The 19,887-nt window shown below is 61.0% G+C and carries 17 protein-coding genes; 5 read left to right on the top strand and 12 right to left on the bottom strand.

The features are described 5' to 3' along the window. Positions 1-130: 130 nt before the first annotated feature. The 4 genes from ACIOTN_RS01980 to ACIOTN_RS01965 form a co-directional block, all read right to left on the bottom strand. Entirely contained in the window at positions 131-1,930 is a 1,800-nt protein-coding gene (locus ACIOTN_RS01980) for an ATP-dependent nuclease (protein ID WP_402734737.1), read from the bottom strand. Between the two features lie 214 nt (positions 1,931-2,144). Further along, entirely contained in the window at positions 2,145-3,230 is a 1,086-nt protein-coding gene (ychF, locus tag ACIOTN_RS01975) for a redox-regulated ATPase YchF (RefSeq protein WP_105657583.1), read from the bottom strand. A 72-nt stretch (positions 3,231-3,302) separates the two neighbouring features. After that, entirely contained in the window at positions 3,303-4,394 is a 1,092-nt protein-coding gene (locus tag ACIOTN_RS01970) for a 4-hydroxy-3-methylbut-2-enyl diphosphate reductase (RefSeq protein WP_105657584.1), read from the bottom strand. A gap of 100 nt (positions 4,395-4,494) precedes the next feature. Then, positions 4,495-5,688, bottom strand: a complete 1,194-nt coding sequence (locus tag ACIOTN_RS01965) for an SH3 domain-containing protein (RefSeq protein WP_402734736.1) — start codon at positions 5,686-5,688, stop codon at positions 4,495-4,497. Positions 5,689-5,964: 276 nt separating this feature from the next. Between ACIOTN_RS01965 and xseA the strand changes: the two genes are divergently transcribed. Further along, positions 5,965-7,227, top strand: a complete 1,263-nt coding sequence (xseA, locus tag ACIOTN_RS01960) for an exodeoxyribonuclease VII large subunit (protein WP_402734735.1) — start codon at positions 5,965-5,967, stop codon at positions 7,225-7,227. Between the two features lie 28 nt (positions 7,228-7,255). Then, entirely contained in the window at positions 7,256-7,486 is a 231-nt protein-coding gene (locus ACIOTN_RS01955) for an exodeoxyribonuclease VII small subunit (protein ID WP_105657587.1), read from the top strand. A gap of 17 nt (positions 7,487-7,503) precedes the next feature. On the opposite strand, the gene ACIOTN_RS01950 is transcribed toward ACIOTN_RS01955, so the two are convergent. From ACIOTN_RS01950 to ACIOTN_RS01935, 4 genes are all read right to left on the bottom strand, one after another. Next, a complete protein-coding gene (locus tag ACIOTN_RS01950) occupies positions 7,504-8,367 on the bottom strand; it encodes a PPK2 family polyphosphate kinase (protein ID WP_105657588.1) in 864 nt (287 codons plus the stop codon). A 303-nt stretch (positions 8,368-8,670) separates the two neighbouring features. Beyond that, positions 8,671-9,891 (bottom strand): pyridoxal phosphate-dependent aminotransferase, encoded by a 1,221-nt coding sequence (locus tag ACIOTN_RS01945; protein WP_105657589.1) that lies wholly within the window; start codon positions 9,889-9,891, stop codon positions 8,671-8,673. Positions 9,892-9,983: 92 nt separating this feature from the next. Continuing rightward, entirely contained in the window at positions 9,984-10,889 is a 906-nt protein-coding gene (locus ACIOTN_RS01940; RefSeq protein WP_105657590.1) for a glycine betaine ABC transporter substrate-binding protein, read from the bottom strand. Between the two features lie 40 nt (positions 10,890-10,929). Beyond that, positions 10,930-11,400: an NUDIX hydrolase gene (locus ACIOTN_RS01935; protein ID WP_332504166.1), complete on the bottom strand. Its 471-nt coding sequence runs from the start codon at positions 11,398-11,400 to the stop codon at positions 10,930-10,932. A 112-nt stretch (positions 11,401-11,512) separates the two neighbouring features. On the opposite strand from ACIOTN_RS01935, the gene ACIOTN_RS01930 reads away from it, so the two are divergent. Beyond that, a complete protein-coding gene (locus ACIOTN_RS01930) occupies positions 11,513-12,019 on the top strand; it encodes an Lrp/AsnC family transcriptional regulator (protein ID WP_105657592.1) in 507 nt (168 codons plus the stop codon). Between the two features lie 68 nt (positions 12,020-12,087). Here the strand turns inward: ACIOTN_RS01930 and ACIOTN_RS01925 are convergent, their stop codons facing one another. After that, entirely contained in the window at positions 12,088-12,921 is an 834-nt protein-coding gene (locus ACIOTN_RS01925) for a hypothetical protein (protein WP_105657593.1), read from the bottom strand. Between the two features lie 180 nt (positions 12,922-13,101). Then, positions 13,102-13,722 (bottom strand): GNAT family N-acetyltransferase, encoded by a 621-nt coding sequence (locus ACIOTN_RS01920; RefSeq protein WP_105657594.1) that lies wholly within the window; start codon positions 13,720-13,722, stop codon positions 13,102-13,104. Between the two features lie 85 nt (positions 13,723-13,807). Between ACIOTN_RS01920 and ACIOTN_RS01915 the strand changes: the two genes are divergently transcribed. Together ACIOTN_RS01915 and ACIOTN_RS01910 are read left to right on the top strand one after the other, a co-directional pair. Then, on the top strand, positions 13,808-14,422 hold the full coding sequence (locus tag ACIOTN_RS01915; RefSeq protein WP_105657595.1) for a 5-formyltetrahydrofolate cyclo-ligase: 615 nt from the start codon (positions 13,808-13,810) through the stop codon (positions 14,420-14,422). Between the two features lie 61 nt (positions 14,423-14,483). Beyond that, the gene (locus tag ACIOTN_RS01910; protein WP_402734734.1) at positions 14,484-15,194 is read left to right on the top strand and encodes an RcpC/CpaB family pilus assembly protein; all 711 of its coding nucleotides are present in this window, start codon (positions 14,484-14,486) and stop codon (positions 15,192-15,194) included. Positions 15,195-15,198: 4 nt separating this feature from the next. Here the strand turns inward: ACIOTN_RS01910 and ACIOTN_RS01905 are convergent, their stop codons facing one another. Then, complete coding sequence (locus tag ACIOTN_RS01905; RefSeq protein ID WP_402734733.1) at positions 15,199-15,516, bottom strand: hypothetical protein; 318 nt, start codon at positions 15,514-15,516, stop codon at positions 15,199-15,201. After that, positions 15,516-19,739: a DUF4011 domain-containing protein gene (locus ACIOTN_RS01900; RefSeq protein ID WP_332489168.1), complete on the bottom strand. Its 4,224-nt coding sequence runs from the start codon at positions 19,737-19,739 to the stop codon at positions 15,516-15,518. Before ACIOTN_RS01900 ends, ACIOTN_RS01905 begins: the two co-directional genes overlap by 1 nt. Positions 19,740-19,887 lie beyond the last annotated feature (148 nt).

Raw genomic sequence — 19,887 nt, 5'->3', positions numbered from 1 at the left:
ACTGCGCACCACTAGCCCGGGCTTTCAACAAATAGAGCAGTCTTCGAAGATCTAATGATTCCGTCGCCACGACATTATTTGGCTTTGAAGCGACTCATCTGCGCCCCATTCATAGCCATGAGTTCAGCATCTAATTGAGTATTTTTCGCAATTCGGAGGCAAGTTGTCCGCTTGGTTCATCGAGGAGAGACGTCGAAGTATCTAGATACTTCTCCTCTCGCAGCTTCTTCTGAACTTGCGTCAAGAGTAGCTTGCCATACAATACCTCATCAGTAGGATCCGCTTCAGCGGGCCAAAGACTTTCTGTGAGAGGTGCACCACCGTCAAGATATGTTCGATTGATTGTGCGCCTCTTATCCCGGTGCTTTGCACGGAGCTTCGGCATCCATTCAGCAATGACTCCTTCGCGAAAACGCCTTGCCTGATCAACAGAAAGCCCTGTCATTCCGGCAATATGCTCGGGAGTTACGTGATACGCCTCTGTATCGCAAAGTGGTGGGCAGAATACCTCAATGCCACGGTCTAGGAACACCTTTGACCATATATTCAGCTCATCGTCGGTAAGAAAATCTCTGTCCCGGTGGACGAGTACACGAGGGCTCACCGGCATCAGCTCGGCCATTTCTCGGAACGCCTCCGCCGCGAATACATTATTCAGACCGTTGAAAGACACAACTTTTACGTCCGCCTCAGATTGACCACAGGCCTGCAAAGCAAGCGTTATAGCCCTCGTGTCTTCATCTTCAGTGCATAGAATTATCTGGCTTTCAAGGTCCAGCTGATCTAGGGCCCCGAGGTCCATAAGGATTCCAGTCAGTTCTCTCTGGTCGTTTGACTCGACTTGGCCATCTTTCATCCATACAACGCTGACGTTTTCTGATGCCCCAGTGATCAGGTGCCGACTATGCGTACTCACCACTACCTTGCAGGAGAACTCCACCGACACCCGTTCTAGGGCCGCTCCCAGCGCTCTTTGCCGCGAAGGGTGAAGGTGACTATCCGGCTCATCAACCAGCAATAGAGCCGGTTTGAAAAGGAGCACATACGCGAAAATCTGAGTAATTTGAAGTATCCCAGTTCCCCACAAATCGACCGGTAGATAGTCATTCGATGCAATTTCTACCCCCGTAGCAATGCGTACGTCGACGTACAAGTCACGCTCAGAGTCATACTCAACTTGAAATGCAACGGGGGTCTTCAGCACAGATTCCAGCAATTTTTCTAGCTCTCTTAGCAAGCCACGATCTGCTAGAAGTCGGATGATATTTCGAAAGACTAAGTTTGCATCGCCACTCGCCGCTTTGCGGAATACCGCTGCATAACCGGCCATCTCTTCCCTATGTGGTACCCCCGCTAGTCCGGGCACATAAACGCTAAAGAGCTTCTTAGGATCGCTCAAGACCTGGCCGAATCCAGGTGAGATTCCCGAACGGTCAACGCCGACATTATTGTGATTTCGGGCTTTATACATCTCGATTCTGTATTCGCCCTTCGTATCACTGTCCGCTGGGAACCCCTCAAAATCAACAATTCCGCGTTGTCCATTGCTTCTGTTTTCGTACGGTACTTTGTGTCCTAGGAGAGAAAACTCCGCTACCGGAGAATATCGAAGCGTTGCCTCTGCTATGACCTGTTGCCCAAGCTCTACAGAAACTTGTGCACAGCTGACAGCTGTATGGATTGCTTGAAGGACGCTACTTTTACCAGAATTATTTCCACCTACTAGGTAGGTTATTGGACCCAAGCTGATCCGCGTATCTTGAATTTTTTTAAAGTTACGAATACGGACAGCATCGATGCGCAAAGGTGTGGGAACATTTGGTTTCACGTCGAGAACAATGTCTAGGTCGTCTAGGAACGTCTCCGTGTCAGTCACTAATGCCAACGGACTATGAGCGGAAGGATTGGGCGAGGAAGATCTGGCATTCATATTGTCATTCTTTCAAAGTTTTTAACTACGCCAACCGGCAATTAGTCGATCTTACTCCAACATTCCGAGAACAGACTCATCCATGAAACCGATTTGCAATATAGGGAGCGAAAATATAATTATGTGATTGTTTCTTAGTCCTCTATACGCTTTTTTTCATAAGCAAAATCGCCCCCGGTTCCAAAAGAAACCGAGGGCGATTGAGACATGAAAATTACACGTTGAAGCGGAACTCCACGACGTCGCCGTCCTTCATGATGTATTCCTTGCCTTCGATGCGGGCCTTGCCCGCAGACTTGGCATTAGCCACCGAACCAGCGGCAACGAGGTCTTCGAAGCCGATGACCTCGGCCTTGATGAAGCCGCGCTGGAAGTCGGTGTGGATGACACCGGCTGCCTCAGGCGCGGTGGCGCCCTTGGCGATGGTCCATGCGCGGGTTTCCTTCGGGCCAGCGGTCAGGTAGGTCTGCAGGCCCAGGGTGTCGAAGCCGACGCGGGCCAGCTTGCCCAGGCCGGACTCGACGATGCCGGCATCTTCCATCATTTCGGCCGCTTCGTCTTCTTCCAGTTCAGCCAGTTCGGATTCGAACTGGGCATCCAGGAAGATCGCCTCGGCAGGGGCAACCAGCTCGGAGAGCTTGGCCTGCATCTCGGTATCGGCCAGGCCAGCCTCATCGGTGTTGAACACGTAGATGAATGGCTTGGTGGTCATCAGCTGCATCGGCGCGAGCTCTTCAAGGTCCACGCCCTTGGTCTTCGCGGCGGCGAACAAGGTGATGCCTTCTTCGAGCACCTTCTGCGCGTTGAGCACTGCGTCCAGGAACGACTTCTCGATCTTCTTGGTGCGCAGTTCCTTTTCCAGGCGAGGCAGCTGGTTCTCGATGGTCTGCAGGTCCGCGAGGATCAGCTCGGTAGCGATGGTCTCGATATCCGAGGCCGGGTCCACCTTGCCGTTCACATGGATCACGTCGTCATTCACGAATGCGCGGGTGACCTGGCAGATCGCATCAGCTTCGCGGATGGTCGCCAGGAACTTATTGCCCAGGCCTTCGCCTTCCGAAGCGCCCTTGACGATGCCGGCGATATCCACGAAGGAGACGGTCGCAGGCAGGATGCGCTCGGAATTGAAGATTCCGGCGAGCACCTTCAGCCGCGAGTCAGGCAACGGCACGACACCCACATTGGGTTCGATGGTTGCGAACGGGTAGTTGGCTGCCAGCACCTGGGCACGGGTCAGCGCGTTGAACATGGTGGACTTGCCGACGTTTGGCAGTCCGACGATTCCGATAGTAAGAGCCACGGGAGGAAATTCTACCTTTTACTAGTGATGAGCGCGCAATGGTGTACTGGCGCTTGAATTCTTATGGAGAAATCAGGCCTGCGGGCGGGCGTGTCCGCCCAGGGCACGTTCCTCGTCCCCGGCTTCCTTGAGCTTTCCGCGGATTTCCTTGGGCAGCGAGAAGATGATGTCTTCCTGCGCGGTGGTGACCTCGGAAACGTCGGTGAAGCCGTACTCTGCCAGCAGCGCCACGACTTCGCGGACCAGCACCTCTGGCACCGAGGCACCGGAGGTCACGCCGACGGTGGAGACGCCCTCGAACCAGGCCTCGTCCACTTCGTTGGCGAAGTCCACGCGGTAGGAAGCCTTTGCCCCGTGGTCCAGTGCCACCTCGACCAGGCGCACCGAGTTCGAGGAGTTCGCCGAACCGACCACGATCACCAGATCCGACTGCGGCGCAATGTTCTTGATCGCGGCCTGGCGGTTGGTGGTTGCGTAGCAGATGTCATCGCTGGGTGGATCCTGCAGGTTCGGGAAGCGCTCGCGCAGCCGGCGCACGGTTTCCATGGTCTCGTCCACGCTCAGGGTGGTCTGCGAGAGCCAGATCAGCTTGTCCGGGTTCTTCACCTGGACGGTGTCGGCTTCCTCGGGGTTGTTCACGATGGTGGTGACCTCCGGGGCTTCGCCGTAGGTGCCCTCGACCTCTTCATGGCCTTCGTGGCCGATCAGCAGGATCTCGTAGTCGTTCTTGGCGAAGCGCACGGCTTCGCGGTGCACCTTGGTGACCAGCGGGCAGGTGGCATCGATGGTCTGCAGGTTGCGGTCCGCCGCGGACTGCACCACGGCCGGGGAGACGCCGTGGGCGGAGAAGACCACCAGGGCGCCCTCGGGCACTTCCTCGTTCTCCTCGACGAAAATCGCGCCGCGGGATTCCAGCTCGGAGACCACGTGCAGGTTGTGCACGATCTGCTTGCGCACGTACACCGGCGGGCCGTAGTGCTCCAGCGCCTTTTCAACGGCAACCACTGCCCGGTCCACGCCTGCGCAGTAGCCGCGAGGAGCGGCCAGCAGGACCTTGCGCTCGGTGACCGTTGGGGAGGCAGCTGCAATCTCGGCCGGGGTGCGGCGCACCCGCGGGATCCGAGGCATTGACAGCGAGACCGTAGTGGAAGTGGAAGTAGCCATACCTCTAGTCTACGAAGTGCATGCAAGTTAGCCCATGCTCATATGATGCGCGCCACCCTCCGGGGACTGTGAGATCTGCCTCCGAAGGGTGCATGCCGGTTCAGCAGGGCAGCGAACTGGGCAGCAGCACCGGGGTGCGCACCACCGCGCCGGTGCCATCGGACCCGCGGTAGGCCCGGCACACGCCCACCGAGCGGGCGCCGAGGTTCGCCTTGATCTGGCGCAGCGCATCGGGCGAGAAGCCATACCACTGCATGTGCATCAGCACGGTGTCCCCGGGCACCGCGGCCGAGGCCCGCGAGATGGTGATCGACTTGGATTTCACGTCCCAGTCGCGGGTGTCGCGGGACCAGGTCCAGATGGCCATCCCGCGGCTGTCGTAGCCGCAACGCACCGAAGCGTCGATGGCTCCGAAAGGCGGGCGCCCGAAATTCGTGTGCACTCCGGAGCCGCCCAGTTGCGCACCGGCCTGCTGGCAGGACAGCGGGCGCAGATCCGGGTGGCTGATCGAATGGTTGATCACCCATTGGCCCTTGGCCCGGGCCAGCGCGGCCAGGTCCACGCCGTAGCGCGACTTGAACGAGCCGAGGCAATCGCCGGTGGGAGCGATCACCAGGCCGATGTTGCTGCTGGCGGCGTAATCCATCACCGAGGTGAAGGCGCTCAGCGTGCGCGGGCAGTCATCGAAGGTGAGCACCACCCTCGATGTCCGGTTGGGACCGGTGGACTGCGGTGCGGAGGGCGGCTTCGGATAGGTGGTCACGTAGCTGCCGCTGACCCAGCCGGTGTACCCTCCGTAACTGGCCTTGTACCATCCGTTGGAGGCGCGGGCGTACGCGGGCACCGTCTTCCCTTTCGGGATACTCAGCAGGACCCGGTAGCTGGTGGATGTGCCGGTGCGCAGATTCAGGTCATCGAGCGTGCGCACCGAAGCGGCGACCACGTAGTAGCCGCTGACGTACCCGGTGTACCCGGTGTAGCTGACCTTGTACCAGCCGTTGGAGGCACGCCCGGATACCGGAACCGAGGTCCCCGTGGGTATCTGCACCAGGATCCGGTAACTGGTCGAGGCGCCGGTGCGCATATTCAGATCCGCCGTGGTGCGCACCCGGACCGGCAAGTCGATGGATATGGCACTGGCAACGTGCACCGTTGCGGCCGGCACTGCCGCAGCCGCCAGCGCGGGCATCGAGGCCGCGGCGGAGAGCGGAATGGAACCGGCCAGCAAGCTGAGCGCTGCCACCCAAGTCCACCCCGAACGCGCAATATTCTTATTCCCCAATGCCCCACGCATGGCCCTGCATCCTTCTCGAGTGCTTCCCCAATGCTCAATAGTGTCCACCCGCACATTGCCCCTCGCAATGCCCGCAGGCAGGCTTGTCCCAATTGTTGGAAAACCCCGTTTCCCCGGGTCTTGCGGGGCCAATCGGGTATGAAAATCGCCCATTGCGATACCTGCGCTCCACCTACCGCGGCCTAGCCCCAGCCCCCGGGGATCCGGCCAGCCGTCGGTGCCATGCGGTAGTCTCACAGATGCACCAGAGATTCGACTTTCCAAGGAGCGGCACCGATGGATCCCCAAGCCCCCGCCAGTTTTCCGGCGACCGCCGGGCAGACCACCGCGGACAATCCTTGGCCGCTGCGGCTGCTCTCGGAGAAGCTGAAAATCCATATCGAGAACTCTCCGGTGGTTTGGGTTGAAGGCCAGTTGCTGGAAGCCAATGTGCGCAACGGCCACGCCTACCTCACCCTGCGCGATGTCGATGCGGACTTCTCTTTCTCGGTGACCATTTGGGCCTCGACGATGCGCAAGCTGGATGCCACCCCGCAGGTGGGCTCCCGCGTGGTGGCCCAGGTGAAACCGAGCTTCTACGCCAAGACCGGCCGGCTTTCCTTGAATGCCACGGACCTGCGCCCAGTTGGCTTGGGCGAGCTGCTGGTGCGCCTGGAACGATTGCGCCAGGCGCTGGGAGCAGAAGGCCTCTTCTCCCCTGAGCACAAGCGCCCGCTGCCGGTTCTTCCCCACCGCATCGGCCTGATTACCGGGCGTGATTCGGATGCGGAGAAGGACGTGCTGCGCAATGCCAGCCTGCGCTGGCCATCCGTGCAATTCAAGGTCATCAATACCGCCGTGCAGGGAATGGATGCCGCCAACCAGGTCATCGCAGCCCTGCAGCAGCTGGATGCGGACCCGGACATCGATGTCATCGTCATCGCCCGTGGCGGCGGGGCCCTGGAAGACCTCTTGCCCTTCTCCAATGAGGATCTGGTGCGTGCGGTCTTCGCCGCCCAGACGCCGGTGGTTTCGGCCATCGGCCACGAAGCGGACCGCCCGATCCTTGACGATGTGGCCGATCTTCGCGCGTCGACCCCCACCGATGCAGCCAAGCGCATTGTCCCGGATCTGCAAGAAGAATTCGCCGGCTTGGAAATCGCCCGCAATCGCTTGGACCGTTCCATCAACAATCTTCTCCAGCGCGAAGCCCAGCTGCTGGCCTCGGTGCGCGAACGCCCGGTGCTGGCCAACCCGCAGGTGATGGTCACCTCCCGTGCCGAAGACCTGGAGCGCTGGAAGCAGCGCTCGACGGATCTGCTGCGCCACCGCGTGATGCGCGCCAACGACGAGATCAACCATCTGAAGAACCAGATGCGTGCCCTGTCTCCGCAGCAGACCCTGGACCGCGGCTATTCGGTCACCCAGCTGGAGGACGGAAGCATCGTGCGCGAGGCAGCCCAGGCGCCAGCAGACAGCAAGGTGCTCATCCGGGTGGCTTCCGGGCAGCTGGTTGCACGAACCCTTGAATCCCTCCCTGCCGGCGACAACGCAAGCTAATCACCACGAATACCAATTTGGAGTAATCATGACTGCACAAATCCCTGACGACATTGCCAAGCTTTCCTACGAGCAGGCTCGCGAAGAACTGCTGGCCGTGGTCAACCAGCTCGAGACCGGCGGAGTTGCGCTGGAAGCCTCGCTGGCATTGTGGGAGCGTGGCGAAGCACTGGCAGCCCACTGCGAGAACTGGCTCAACGGTGTCTCTCAGCGTCTGGAGCAGGCTCGCGCCAAGCACGAGCAGGCCGCCGGCGAATAGCCTGTCCTCACCCGGACCTACTTCGCGGCCGCCAGCCGGGCCTTCTCCTGCTCCACATCGAAGGTGGCAACGGGCCAGTCCGGAGCGACACGCTCCAGGGTAGCCAGCAGCAGCTCAGCGACGCACAAGCGGGCCTTCCACTTCTGGTCAGCGGGAACGATATGCCATGGTGCGCCCTGGTTATCGGTGCGGTTAATCGCCACCTCGTAGGCGGACTGGAAGTCATCCCACAGCAGGCGATCATCGACATCGCCCGGCGAATACTTCCAATGCTTGTCGGCACGCTCCAGGCGTGCCGAGAGGCGCTCGAATTGTTCTTCTCGGCTGATATGCAGCATCACCTTGATCGGGTGGATGCCCTGCTCGATCAGCTGCTTCTCGAAGTCGACTATTTTCCCGTAGCGGGACTCGACCGCATCCGGGGTGGCGAAGCCCTTCACTTTGGCGACCAGAACGTCTTCATAGTGGGAACGGTCAAAGACTCCCACTAGTCCCCCGGCGGGCAATTGCCTGGTGATGCGCCAGAGGAAGTCATGGGCTGCTTCTTCCTCGGTTGGCGCCTTGAAGGCATGGTGCTTGACGCCCTGCGGATCCAGCATGCCAAGGACGTGGCGAACAGTCCCTCCCTTGCCGGACGTATCCATCCCCTGCAAAATGAGCAGGACTGCTGGGCCTTGTCCGCCAGCTACCGAGGCGGCGAAGAGCCTCTCTTGCAGATCCGAGAGCAGTTCAGCCAGCTGCACCATGCGCTTCTCGGCGGCCTTCTTATCCTGCGGGGCGTCCCCGGGCCACCAATCAGCATCCTTGGTTGCGCGCTCTGAAAGCTTCACGCCCGGTTCTGCACGTAGTGCTTCTAACAGGTTGGCAGGGTAGGCGCTCATCATTAAGTCCTCACGCGTGTGTCGAAGTGATGCGATTCGTTGTTGCCAGCCTACTGCCACTGCAGGCGCCGTGAGAAGCGGTATTCGTCAACGGTGAAGCACCCATCACGGCTCGATGCTCAGGATCGCTGAGCCCCGCGAAAACGCAATTCTTCGGCTGCAGGACACCAAATTCTCCGATCGCAGTCGCTGGCAGGCGATACCCCTGAAGTTCCCGGGACCGCATTCCCCGGTGGCCGCGTTAACGCACAACCGGCCCAGAATCACGTGGGTGATTCTGGGCCGGTTGCGCATCCGGGCAGCCTATGCGCGAGCGCGCCAGTCCTCCAGGAACTGTCCGATGCGTCCAACCGCATCAGTCAGGTCGCGCACGTTGGGCAAGGTGACCAAACGGAAGTGGTCCGGACGGATCCAGTTGAAGGCGGTGCCCTGGGAGATCAGGATCTTCTGCGCCTTGAGCAGTTCAAGGGCGAAGGTCTCATCATTGTGGATCGGGTAGACCTCGGGATCCAGCTTCGGGAACATGTAGAGCGCGCCCTTGGCCTTCTGGACGCTCACGCCAGGAATCGCGCTGAGCAGGTTGTAGGCCGCATCGCGCTGTTCAAGCAGCCGTCCGCCAGGCAGGATCAAGTCATTGATCGACTGGTACCCGCCCAAGGCGGTCTGGATTGCGTGCTGCGCCGGCACATTGGCGCACAGGCGCATGTTGGTCAGCAGGTTGATGCCCTCGATGTAGTCGCCGGCCTGGTGCTTGGGACCGGAAATGGCCATCCACCCAGCACGGAAGCCGCACACGCGGTAGGCCTTGGACAGGCCGGAGAAGGTCAGTATCAGCACGTCATCTGCCAACGAAGCGGTGTTGATATGCACGGCGTCTTCGTAGAGGATCTTTTCGTAGATCTCGTCCGAGAACACAATCAGGTTGTGCTTGCGCGCCAGCTCGAGGATTCCCTCCAGGGTTTCCTTGGGGTACACCGCACCGGTCGGGTTATTGGGGTTGATGATCACGATGCCCTTGGTGCGATCGGTGATCTTCGCTTCCATGTCCTGAAGATCAGGAAGCCAGCCCTCTTCCTCGGTATTCATGTAATGCACCGGGGTGCCGCCAGCCAGCGAAACCGAAGCGGTCCACAGCGGGTAGTCAGGGGCGGGAATCAGGATCTCGTCGCCGTTATTCAGCAGCGCATTCAACGAGAGGGTAATCAGCTCGGAGACACCGTTGCCCAGGTAGACGTCATCCACGCCAATGGTCTGGATGCCACGGGTCTGGTAGTACTGCGAGACGGCGGTACGTGCCGAGAGAATGCCGCGGGAGTCCGAGTATCCTTGGGCGTTAGGCAGGTTGCGAATCATGTCAACGAGCACCGCGTCGGGCGCCTCGAAGCCGAACGGCGCGGGATTGCCGATGTTCAGCTTCAGGATGCGATGTCCTTCGGACTCCATGCGCGTGGCGTGCTCAAGCAGCGGGCCGCGGATGTCGTAGAGGACGTTGTGCAGTTTCGTTGATTGTTTGAATTCTGCCATGGTTACACTTTCTCACGTCAGGTGCGATCGACACACCTTGTTACTCGACCGCTATGGTCAGCGGTCGAAATCCTGGGAGAGCTGGCTGGGGCCTACTCTTCGATGATCCATTCCCAACGGGTGGCCGCTTGCTCTGGGCTCAGTCCGTCGGCCTGGCTGACCATCCGGTTCAGGTCCACGAGGGACTGCTGCGAGAATTCGCCGGTGACCTTGTCCAGTTCTGCCCGGGCCTTGTCATCCACGTCGCCGTTGGCCAGCACCATGTACTGCTCGGCGTTGAAGAAGGCGGCGCTTCCCGGAATACTGTAGAAGCCTTCATCTGACATGACGGCATCTCCCGACCCGAGCGCCACTGCGCTGTCCACCGAGGCACGCAGCTTGCTGGCCAGTTTCGCCGGCTCCTCAGCCACGACCTTCGGCTTCCCGCAGCCAGCGTCCTCCAATGATGCCTTCAAGGATGCGGCGTTGGCTTCATCGCTAATGATCGTCAGATCTGTGCAAGCCGCAATCAGGGTTTCCACCGAATCGACCTTGTGCAAGGTTGCCTGGGCCTGGCTCATGACCAAGACCTTTCCCGCATCAGCTGGGCTGAGTTCCAAGGCAGAGAGCTCCCCCTCAGCGTCATTGATGGCGCTGCGCAGGTTCTTGGATTCCTCGACGCTCAGCAATTGATCTTCACCAGTGATGGCCGCCGGGTCAGCAACCAGGGGCAGCGCCTTGGCCGCTTGGTCCACCGCCAAATCGGCTTTTCCGTCGACCACCTGCTGGTAAGGATCAGCACTGGGCTTGTTCAACGACACCTTATAGCCTTCGGCTTTCAGCGCATTGGCATAGACATGGACCAAGGCCTGGTCTGCAGGTTGAGAACCGGCAGCAATCTGCAAGGTGATGGCCTTGCTTGGCTCGGCCGTCGGCGTTGCCTCTTCGGTGCAAGCAGACAGGGTTAGCAGCAGGGTTGCGCTGAGTGCGCCAACGGTGATGGTATTTCGCAAGTTCATGTCCCTATTGATTCTAGGGCAGGCCAGCGGCGATCCGCCGCTACTTGCCGGGTGCGGTCAGTCGCAAGATGCTCTCAACGCGTTCAATGCAGTTCAGCTTGGCGATCTCCTCGCGGGTAAACCAGGCGGCCTGGCTGGTAGAACCGTTGACTTCATGGCGCAGTTCTCCACCGGTCAGTTTGGCCCGATAGGTGACCGCCACCGTTTGCATGGCATGGCCTTCGCCCGAGTAGCGCTTGGAACCGGGAATAACTCCCGTGCTGACATCCAGGAGCCCCAGCTCGCCCACCGCGTAGCCGGTCTCTTCATAGACTTCACGGCGCGCGCCTTCTTCGATAGGCTCCCCCAAGTCGATGCCGCCGCCGGGAAGGGACCAGCGCGGGGTGAAGCGTGGATCGCGATGACGCATATCCCAGAGCGTAAGCAGTACCTTTCCGTCGTGTTCCACCAAGCAATAGGCCGCCAGCCTGGTATCAAAGGATTCACCGGTGTGCTCAGAACGACGTGTCATATCCCCAATATATCCGTTTGTTCACCGATTATTTACTCGTACGCGGACGGCATACACCGATTTTTCTGCCAAAGATCCCACTGATATCTCGCGAATATGATGAAATATTCTTATGGCCCAGCAATCAGAGCTTTCATCAAACGTCGATCTGGACGAAATCGATCGAATCATCATCGACGAATTGGTCGCTAATGCACGTATCTCCAATGCGACCCTCGCACAGCGTGCGGGCATCGCTCCATCCACCGCACTGTTGCGCACCCGTTCGCTGGTCGAGCGCGGCATCCTCACCGGCTACCACGCCGAGGTATCGCTGGGCGCTGTAGGCCGTACCGTGCAGGCACTGATCTCGGTCAAGCTGCGCGCCCACGACCGCGAGAAGATTGACGCTTTCGTGGCACGCATCCCGCAGCTGCCCGAGGTGCTGTCCATGTTCCATGTTTCCGGCGGCACCGATTACCTGCTGCATATCGCGGTCGGTTCCACCGATGCACTGCGTGACTGGGTACTGGACAACCTCGCCACCGACGAGTCGGTGGGCCATACCGAAACCACCTTGGTCTTCGCGCACCACCGCGGCAACCGCGGCCCGCTGCCATTCGATGACATGATCAGCTAGCAGCGCTTAAGCGACTTGTGGCCCGGACCTCGCGAGGTCCGGGCCACAAGTCTTTGTGCTTGGAATGCTTATGCGCGGCGGCGCTGCATGACCGCGTCCAGGTTCAGGCGAGGCTTGGTACCCGCGGCAGCCACGGGTGCGGCTTCCGGTGCGGGGGATGGCGCTGCAACGGTTTCCTTGGCAGCTGGTGCGCTCTCGGTACGCTTGGCAACTACCGAAGCGACCGCTGCGCGCTCTTCGGCCGAAACTTCGGTGGCCAGGCGCTTTGCATCTTCCGATGCCTTCAGGCTGATCTGTTTGCTCGGACGCAGCGGTTCTTCCACCGGCAGTGCTGCCTTGTGGGTCCGCTTGGCACCCTGTTCAGCTGCCAGCTCCGCGGTCTTGGCGATGCGCTCGCTGGCTTCCACGTAAGTTGGCTTGGGCACGTGCGTTGGTTCCCAAGTACCTGGCTGCTTTACGCCGCCATAGCCGTGAGCAACTCGCAGCGCTTCGGCGCGCAGCTCTTCAGCGGTAATCGCTGGAGCGCGGCGGGACGAACCCGGGCGAGCGTCGAAGACCTCGTCATCCTCATGCTTGCGCGAGATGACCTGGTTAGCCGCGTCGTCAAAAGCGGGAGTCCGCAGCGCCTGCTGCCGGGTGGCTTCGAGGTGCTCGAGCAGCTTGCGGTTGCGGTCGCGGACAGCCAGCCCGCGCAGGGTGGCGAAGGATGCTACAGCAATCAGCGCGAACAGGCCTACGGTGCCGAAGGTCAGAGCAGTGAAAGGAGCCAGAATGAGACCGAAGACGGTCGCGAGGACTGCCAAGGCACCGACGAGCGCGACGGACAACCGGCCATAGCGCACACGAATCTTGAGTTTGGTCGCAGCACTTTCCTGCGAAGCGCTCTGTGACGTGCCAGCCATGTGGGTCCTCCATCACCGATTGAGTCGGTCAAATCCTCGTGGAACTAAATATGGTTCCTTCGAATCAACACTATGCAACCTTGGGTGCGCGCTCATGCACATCCCTTGGCGTGTCTGCATGTTTTCAATGCAGTTCTCTCATATCAGAGCTCGATTGAACGAAATAGCACGAAATCCGCCTCAGTATTCGTAGATGCGTTCGAGCAGCGTCGTTTCCACCTCTTCACGGGTCAACGCAAAGGTGCGGTGATCCCGCCACTGCCCATCGATGTGCAGATAGCCTTTGCGCAGCCCTTCATCGCGGAACCCGAGCTTGTCCACCACCCGCAGGCTGGCCGAATTCTCCGGACGGATGTTGATTTCCAGGCGGTGCAGCTGCAGTTGCTCGAAGCAATGGTCTATGACCAAGGCGCAGGCTTCGGGCATCAGGCCGAAGCCGGCATGGTTGCGATCCAGCCAGTAGCCGATGGACGCTGTGCGCGCGGCACCATATTGCACCGACGCCACGGAAACCTGCCCGATTAATGGCGGGCGCCCCTTGTGCAGCTGGGGAAGAGCCAAGGCCCAGGTGAATCCGCTGCCGTCAACTGCTGATTCATCCTTGGCCCTGAGCATCTCGCGAAAAGTCATGGCTTCTGGCGGGCCCAAGGGACTGGTGGGATCCCATGGCTTGAGCCATTTGGAATTGGCGTAGCGCAGATTGATCCACTCGGCTTCGTCACTGGCAGTCAGTTGGCGCAACAACAGCCGTTCCGAGGCCAGATCCGGAACCAGGCGCTTTGCTCGACGAGAGAAGAACATGTGCACATCGTATTACTTCGTCATGCTTGCAGCTGGCAACAGCGCTAGCAGGCAGCGTTTCGTTTCTTGCACGTAAGCTGTAGGCATGAATCCCACCGCTGATCTGAATTCTGGCGCCGGCAAGAAGGCCGCGCGTGCCGCTGTGCGCACTTGGCGCAGGGCACTTGATCCGAGCAAGCGTGAGCAGTTCGGACTGGATCTGGCGCACACGGTGATTGGCTATCTGAGCCAGAGCACCGGTGTCGTCCAGAAGGTCGCGGCCTATTGCTCGGGTCCGGATGAACCGTCCACCGAGGCGCTCTTGGATGCTTTGGCCAAGGAAGGCATTGAAGTCTACCTGCCGGTGTGCGAACCGGAGTACGCGCTCTCGTGGGTTGAGTACTCCCCCGGCATGGAATTCCAGCCAAGTACCTTGGCCCCGGTGATGGAGCCGGTGGGCAAGCGGATGGGCACAGAGCTCTTTGACGAGATCAATACGCTGATCATGCCTGCGCTGTCCATCGATTCGAACGGGCTGCGTTTAGGCCAAGGCGGTGGCTACTACGATCGCTTCCTGCCCTTGATCGACGATGCGCCGGTCCGTGTGGCGGCCGTGGTTTATGAGCACGAGTATGTTCCGGCCGGTTCCTTCCAGATCGATGAGCATGACCAACCCGTGGACTTGGTGTTCACTCCGCAGCAGGTGCATCAGATCATCTGATTTACACACAGCTCGCGGGCAGCTCGCAGTGTGCCGCTGGACCTGAAGGTTGCATGGGGTTATGAGCTTCTTCCCCAGACCGCATGCTGCCTCCCGGCCCCCGGTGATTCCCAAGCCGAAGATCCGTCCCGTGCGCAACCGCAATGAGTTGTTGCGCCGCTACCGGAAGCCTTTGGCCATCGCCTGCGCGTTGCTGGCCTTGGCGGGCGTGCTCAATGTGTTTTCCTCCGGGCAATTAGCGCAGCGCGAGGTCGTGGTGGCGCTGAGCGACATTCCTGCCGGGTCCCGCATATCCGCCAACCAGCTGACGGTGCAAACGGTGCGGCTTGCCCCGGAAGATGCCGAAGTCTTTGAAAGCATCGATGCCATCTCGGGGCAACGGGCAGCCGTGGCACTGACTGCCGGAACGGTGCTGCGCAACTATTCCTTGGTGGGGCCACAACTTTTGACCGGTTCGCCGGAAGGCACCGTGGCCGTTCCCTTGCGCTTGAGCGATCCTGCCACCGTGACGCTGCTCCATCCAGGGCAACTGGTGGATATCGTATTGACCACCGGAGATGGCTTTGAAAAGGACATCAGCTCGCAGACCATCGCCAAGGCGGTGCCGGTGCTCTGGGTTCCGGATAATGCCAGCAGCTCCGAATTCGGCATGCTCAGCGGCGCGGTTCCGACCGGTGAAGGAATTGTGGTGGTCGCGGCTGCCAGCAGCCTCTCGGATGATCTGGCCGGGGCAGTATCGCGCGGCAAGGTTTCAGCCGTCTTGGTGAATTAGGAGATCAGCCCCAGTGCGGCGGCTTCTCGCGCTTCATCATTTCAGCCAGGTCTTCCTTGGCGTCGCCCCAGTTTCTCGGGTCCTGGTCTTTGGCCAGCAACTCGGACAGCGGATCGGCGGCCGGCTGTTTGGTGCGGGACGCCGTCGCCGCAGCAGAAGTCTCGGCGGGCTGGTGGCCGGCTAGTGCCCGGTTCACGGAGTCTGAATGCGGCACTGGCGCGTAGCTGCCGGTGAGTTCAACGCGAGCAGTCAGATACTGCGGGGGTGCGACAACGCGCGGCCGCTTGCGGCGGCCGCGCGTTGGTTCTTGCTCAGAAGTCATTACTTCTTTGGCTCCGGATCCTCGTTCTTGCTGGTAGCCGGAACAGGGGCTGGAGTCAGTGGCTTATCCGCGCTGTCCTTTGCAGGTGCGTCGCCAGCTTCAGCTTTGGCACCGCTTTCAGCAGCTGGCGCTTCCTGCTTGGTCTCGGCCTTTGGTTCCAGTCGCGCCTTGGCGGACTTGAGCAGATTGGACTTTTCCTTCGGCGTTTCCGCCTCTGTGGTGACTTCACGGGCCGACACCGGCCGAGCGGCGGCCACACCGGTACGGGTCGAAGCCTGGGCTGGGGCCGCAGGCTTTTTCAATCCCAGTGCATGGGCCAGGCGATCGGTGACAGCACCCGGATCGGTGAAGACGTCAATGGTCCACAGCGGAACATAGCGCCAGCCGTGCTTCTCGAAGAATTCCGGGCGCAGTCGGCTGCGTTCACGCACGGTCAGTCCGGCATAGTGCTCGGTGCCGTCGTAGACCACAGCCAATGGGCGGATGCCGCTGTGCGCAGAGTCGTAGGCGTGAGCCGACAGGTCCAGCACACCGCGGTAGTCCTCGGAAACGATGGCACCGCTTTCGCGCAGGCGGCGGGCCAGATCGGAGACCAATGGATCGAAGCGCGGATTGCGCATCGAGCTGACTCCGGAATCCCCTGCCTGCACGCGTCCGAACAGTTCGAAGAACTGTCGGGCACCACGGTAGACGCGGTTCAGGTCCACGTCTTCGGGCAACAGGCTGGACACCAAGGTCATGCGGGTCCGCGATCGGGTCATGGCGGCGACGAACAGCTGTTCGCCGCCCTCGCGGGACAGTGCACCGAATTCGTGCAGGGTCTTGCCGTGCGGAGTACGTCCGTAGCCCCAGGCGAAGATGACCGAGTCCCGGCGCAGGCCGATCAGCCGGTCCATGGTGGTCACCACGAATGGTTCGCGCTTGGAGCGCAGGTGCTCCATCGCGTACTTGTGGTTTGGCAGCTGGACACGAATCGCTTCGGCGATGGCCGAGGCATGGCTGCGGTTCGAGGCAATGACTGCCAGCGATTCGCCCCCGTGGTTCTTGAAGTGGCCGAAGACCAGATCCACCACGCGCGCCACTTCTGCTGCGGTGGTCTGCACACCGTCTTCGCTGCTGGACAGTGAGCCGGTGGCATCTGGCACGTATTCGCCGCGCAGCAGCGAGGAGTCGCCGGTGAGGTTCACCGCCATTGGCAGGCGCGAGAGCGCCGAATCGTAGTAGGTGGCGGACAGCTGTTCCACCAGGCCTTCGTCAATGCCGCGGTACACGGTGGACAGCGAACCGGTCACCAGGACCTTGTTCAGGGCTTCCAGCGCGGAACGGTCCACGCTCTGCTCGCGAACTCGTGCGGTCGGGTCTACGGAGACCTCGAAGCGCTTCGGACCGCCCAGCATTTCATCGCCAATGGCAATGACCTGGCCGGAGCGGCGGATCGCATCCAGGACTTCACGCAGGGTGAGGTAGTTGGCTTCCAGCAGGATGACCGCATCGAACTTCGTGTCCTCCGGCAGGGCGCTGCCCAGCAGCAGCGGAGCCGAGACGATGACCGGGGTCAGCGAATTGGCCAGCGGTGCTCCAAGATCCAGCAGCCCGGCAATGCTCGGGGTTCCGCCCTTGAGCATCTCGCGCAGCGCGCGGGAACCGGCTCGGTGGTCAGCCAGCGCTGCCTTCCAGTTGCGAGTCAGCGCCCAGCGGATGCGCTGCGGGCCGGCAGCGATGTGCGCGCCGTCAGCCAGTCGGTAGTCAGCCTCGATCTTCTCCAGCTTGGAGCCGTCATTCATGGCCAGGAAGTCGTCACCGGAGATCATGGCATCCAGCACGGACTGCCACCAGGCAAGCTCCAATTCGCTGTCTACCTGGTCGGCGTCGATCTCGCGTTCGGCGAAGTCATCGAGCAGGTCGCCCAGCCCGGCTTCAGCCAGCTGCTCGGAGATCAACGTGCGCTCGGGCAGCTCGCCCAGGTCCTCGCGGCGCTCGACCAGCGCTGCAATCACCGAGAGCAGCTCCTTGATGGGCATTTCGCGCAGGCGCGAGCCCAGGGAGGACGGCAGCATTTCGGCCAGCTTGTCGATGCGGGCACCGGCGTCGTGGTATCCGGCTTCAACATCCAGCAGGCCGCCTGGGACCTGCGGGTTGCGCTGGCTGGTGGCAATGGCTCGCCAGGCATCGCGCTGGACCGCCACCGCCTGCAGAGCGGACTGCAGGTCAGCTACGTGCATGCCCGGGCGGACGTATTCCTTGGCAATCTTGCGCAGCCGGGAACGGACAATGGAGCCCATCTCCACGCCGTGCTCGCGGCGCCATGCGCTGGTTGCGGTAGCGGCGATCAAATCATCGATGTCGCCCTCGAAGATGTCGGCCTCGAACTTGTCCAGCGATCCGCGGACGGCGACCAGCAACTGCAGCTGGTCTCCCCACTTGTCGTAGCTTTCTTCCAGGCGGATCTGCGAACGCTCGGCGATCTGCAGCATGTGCTCATGCAGGATGGGCAGGTCGCGGCCCAGCCCGCTGGCCAGGTTCAAGGCCTTTTCGGTGGCTTCGGTGTTGCGCAGCGGTGCACCATGCCATGGGCTGGTGGTGTGCATCTTGGAGAAGGCGCCAAGCTGCGCTGCGCGCTTGAGCTGTGCGGCAACATGTCCGCGCTGGCCCATGGAATCCAGCACCGAACGCTTCAGGCGCACGGTGGTGGATGGCGCTGGTTCCAGTGCGGAGAGACGTGCCAGTTCCTGCATTGCCTGGTATGGCGAGCAACCCCAACGGCTGCGCACCGAGTGCAGCGACTTCACGTGCTCGTGCAGTGCGTGGCGGGATTCGCGCAGGCGCTTGAACATGGAGCCCAGCTGCGGCTCGGCAGCGCGTTCGTTGCGCAGAATTGCCTTGGTCATCATCGCGCGCAGCGCTTCTGGATCCTCGTTGGGTTCCAGCAGCATGCTGCCTGCATCCAGGTGCTCGTTGAAGCGGGTCACGAATTCTTCGGCGGCAGAACGCTGTTCCGCAACCACCAGTACTCGCTTGCCCTGGGCGGCCAGCAGCGCGGCTGCGTTCAGCGCGGTCTGGGTAGCACCGGTACCGGCAGCGGCGTTGATGGCCACCGATTCACCGGCAGCGATGTAGTCAAGCATCTTGGACTGGGACTCATCCGCGTCCAGCAAGAACAGTTCATCTTCCGGATCACGGTCATCAGAAGACTTGGCAATGGTGGTGGTTCCGGTGTGGACCTTGCGGGCAGAAGATCCTTCGGAGGCAAGGCTCTGCTTACGCGAGCGCGCGGTTTCCTTGAGAATGTTCTTCACGCGGCTCAGGCGGGAGCCGGCAGCTTCATGACCCTTGGCATCGGCGGCCTGCGCTTCAGGCTGCTCTTCGTCCTGCTTCTTTTCAGCGGCAGACTCGTCCTTGGCTTCTTCAGGCTTTGAGCCCTCGGTTTTGGAAGCGCCCGGCTTGGAAGCGACCAGGTTGGCCAGCGCTTCGGAGGTCTTGCTGCTTTGGCTGTTCCCAGCCTGCTTTTCCGCGGAGTCGTGACGAATTAGCGCCTCGATGACCGGGTGGGACCCATTGAGCTTGGCCGGGTCAGCTGGGTCCATCAGCTCGGAGAAGGTGGAGAGCAGCAGGCGGTGGCCCACCACTACGCCGGGAACCTCGGACATCTGGTGGCGCAGGGCATCCATTCCGCGGACCGGGTCGAAACGGGCGATGGAGTACGCTTCGGCGTCCACCGCGGCGACATCGACCTTGGCGTTGTGGTCGGCTTCGAATTGGCGCACGAAGGCCGGGGATACGGTGGCGCGGCCGACCAGCTGCAGGTCGTAGTCGTCAGCATCAACGTGCTTGGTCAGTGTGATGCGGCCGAGCATGATGGGAGCCGAGACAGGCTCGCTCTTGCCATCGTGGACCGCGCGCCAGTTGGCGACACCGGCGGCCAGGTAGCCGACGTCGATGCCGCGTTCTTCCCACAGTTCATTGATCTTGGCCGAGAGCGCACGGGCAGTGCGGCGCGCGGTAGCGTACTGGTCCGCATCGTGCAGCAGCGTGGACAGGCGGGTACGCCGTCCGGCAAGGAACTGGGCCAATCCCGATGGATTGGCATGGGTTATGTCGATGCTATTGGAGGTCGACGGAGCAAATCGCAGGGTGGTATCCGCCCCGGCACTCTGTCCCAGGGATTTCACCCAGGCAGCTACACGCTCGGCGGCAGCATTCTGTCCACTAGTCACGACAGTCATTCCCTTCACTGAACCGACCACATTCGGGCGCACCACAGGTGCAGATACGCCTCTTTCTAACGTAGTGCACGCACCGTGCAGAACCGGTGCGCGAAACACGTTTTAACTGCGGGAAGCGGAACCGGCGTACCGGATCCGCTTCCCATTC

Source organism: Glutamicibacter sp. NPDC087661 (genome assembly GCF_044743275.1).
GTDB lineage: Bacteria > Actinomycetota > Actinomycetes > Actinomycetales > Micrococcaceae > Glutamicibacter.
This window is presented reverse-complemented; position numbering and strand designations above follow the sequence as displayed.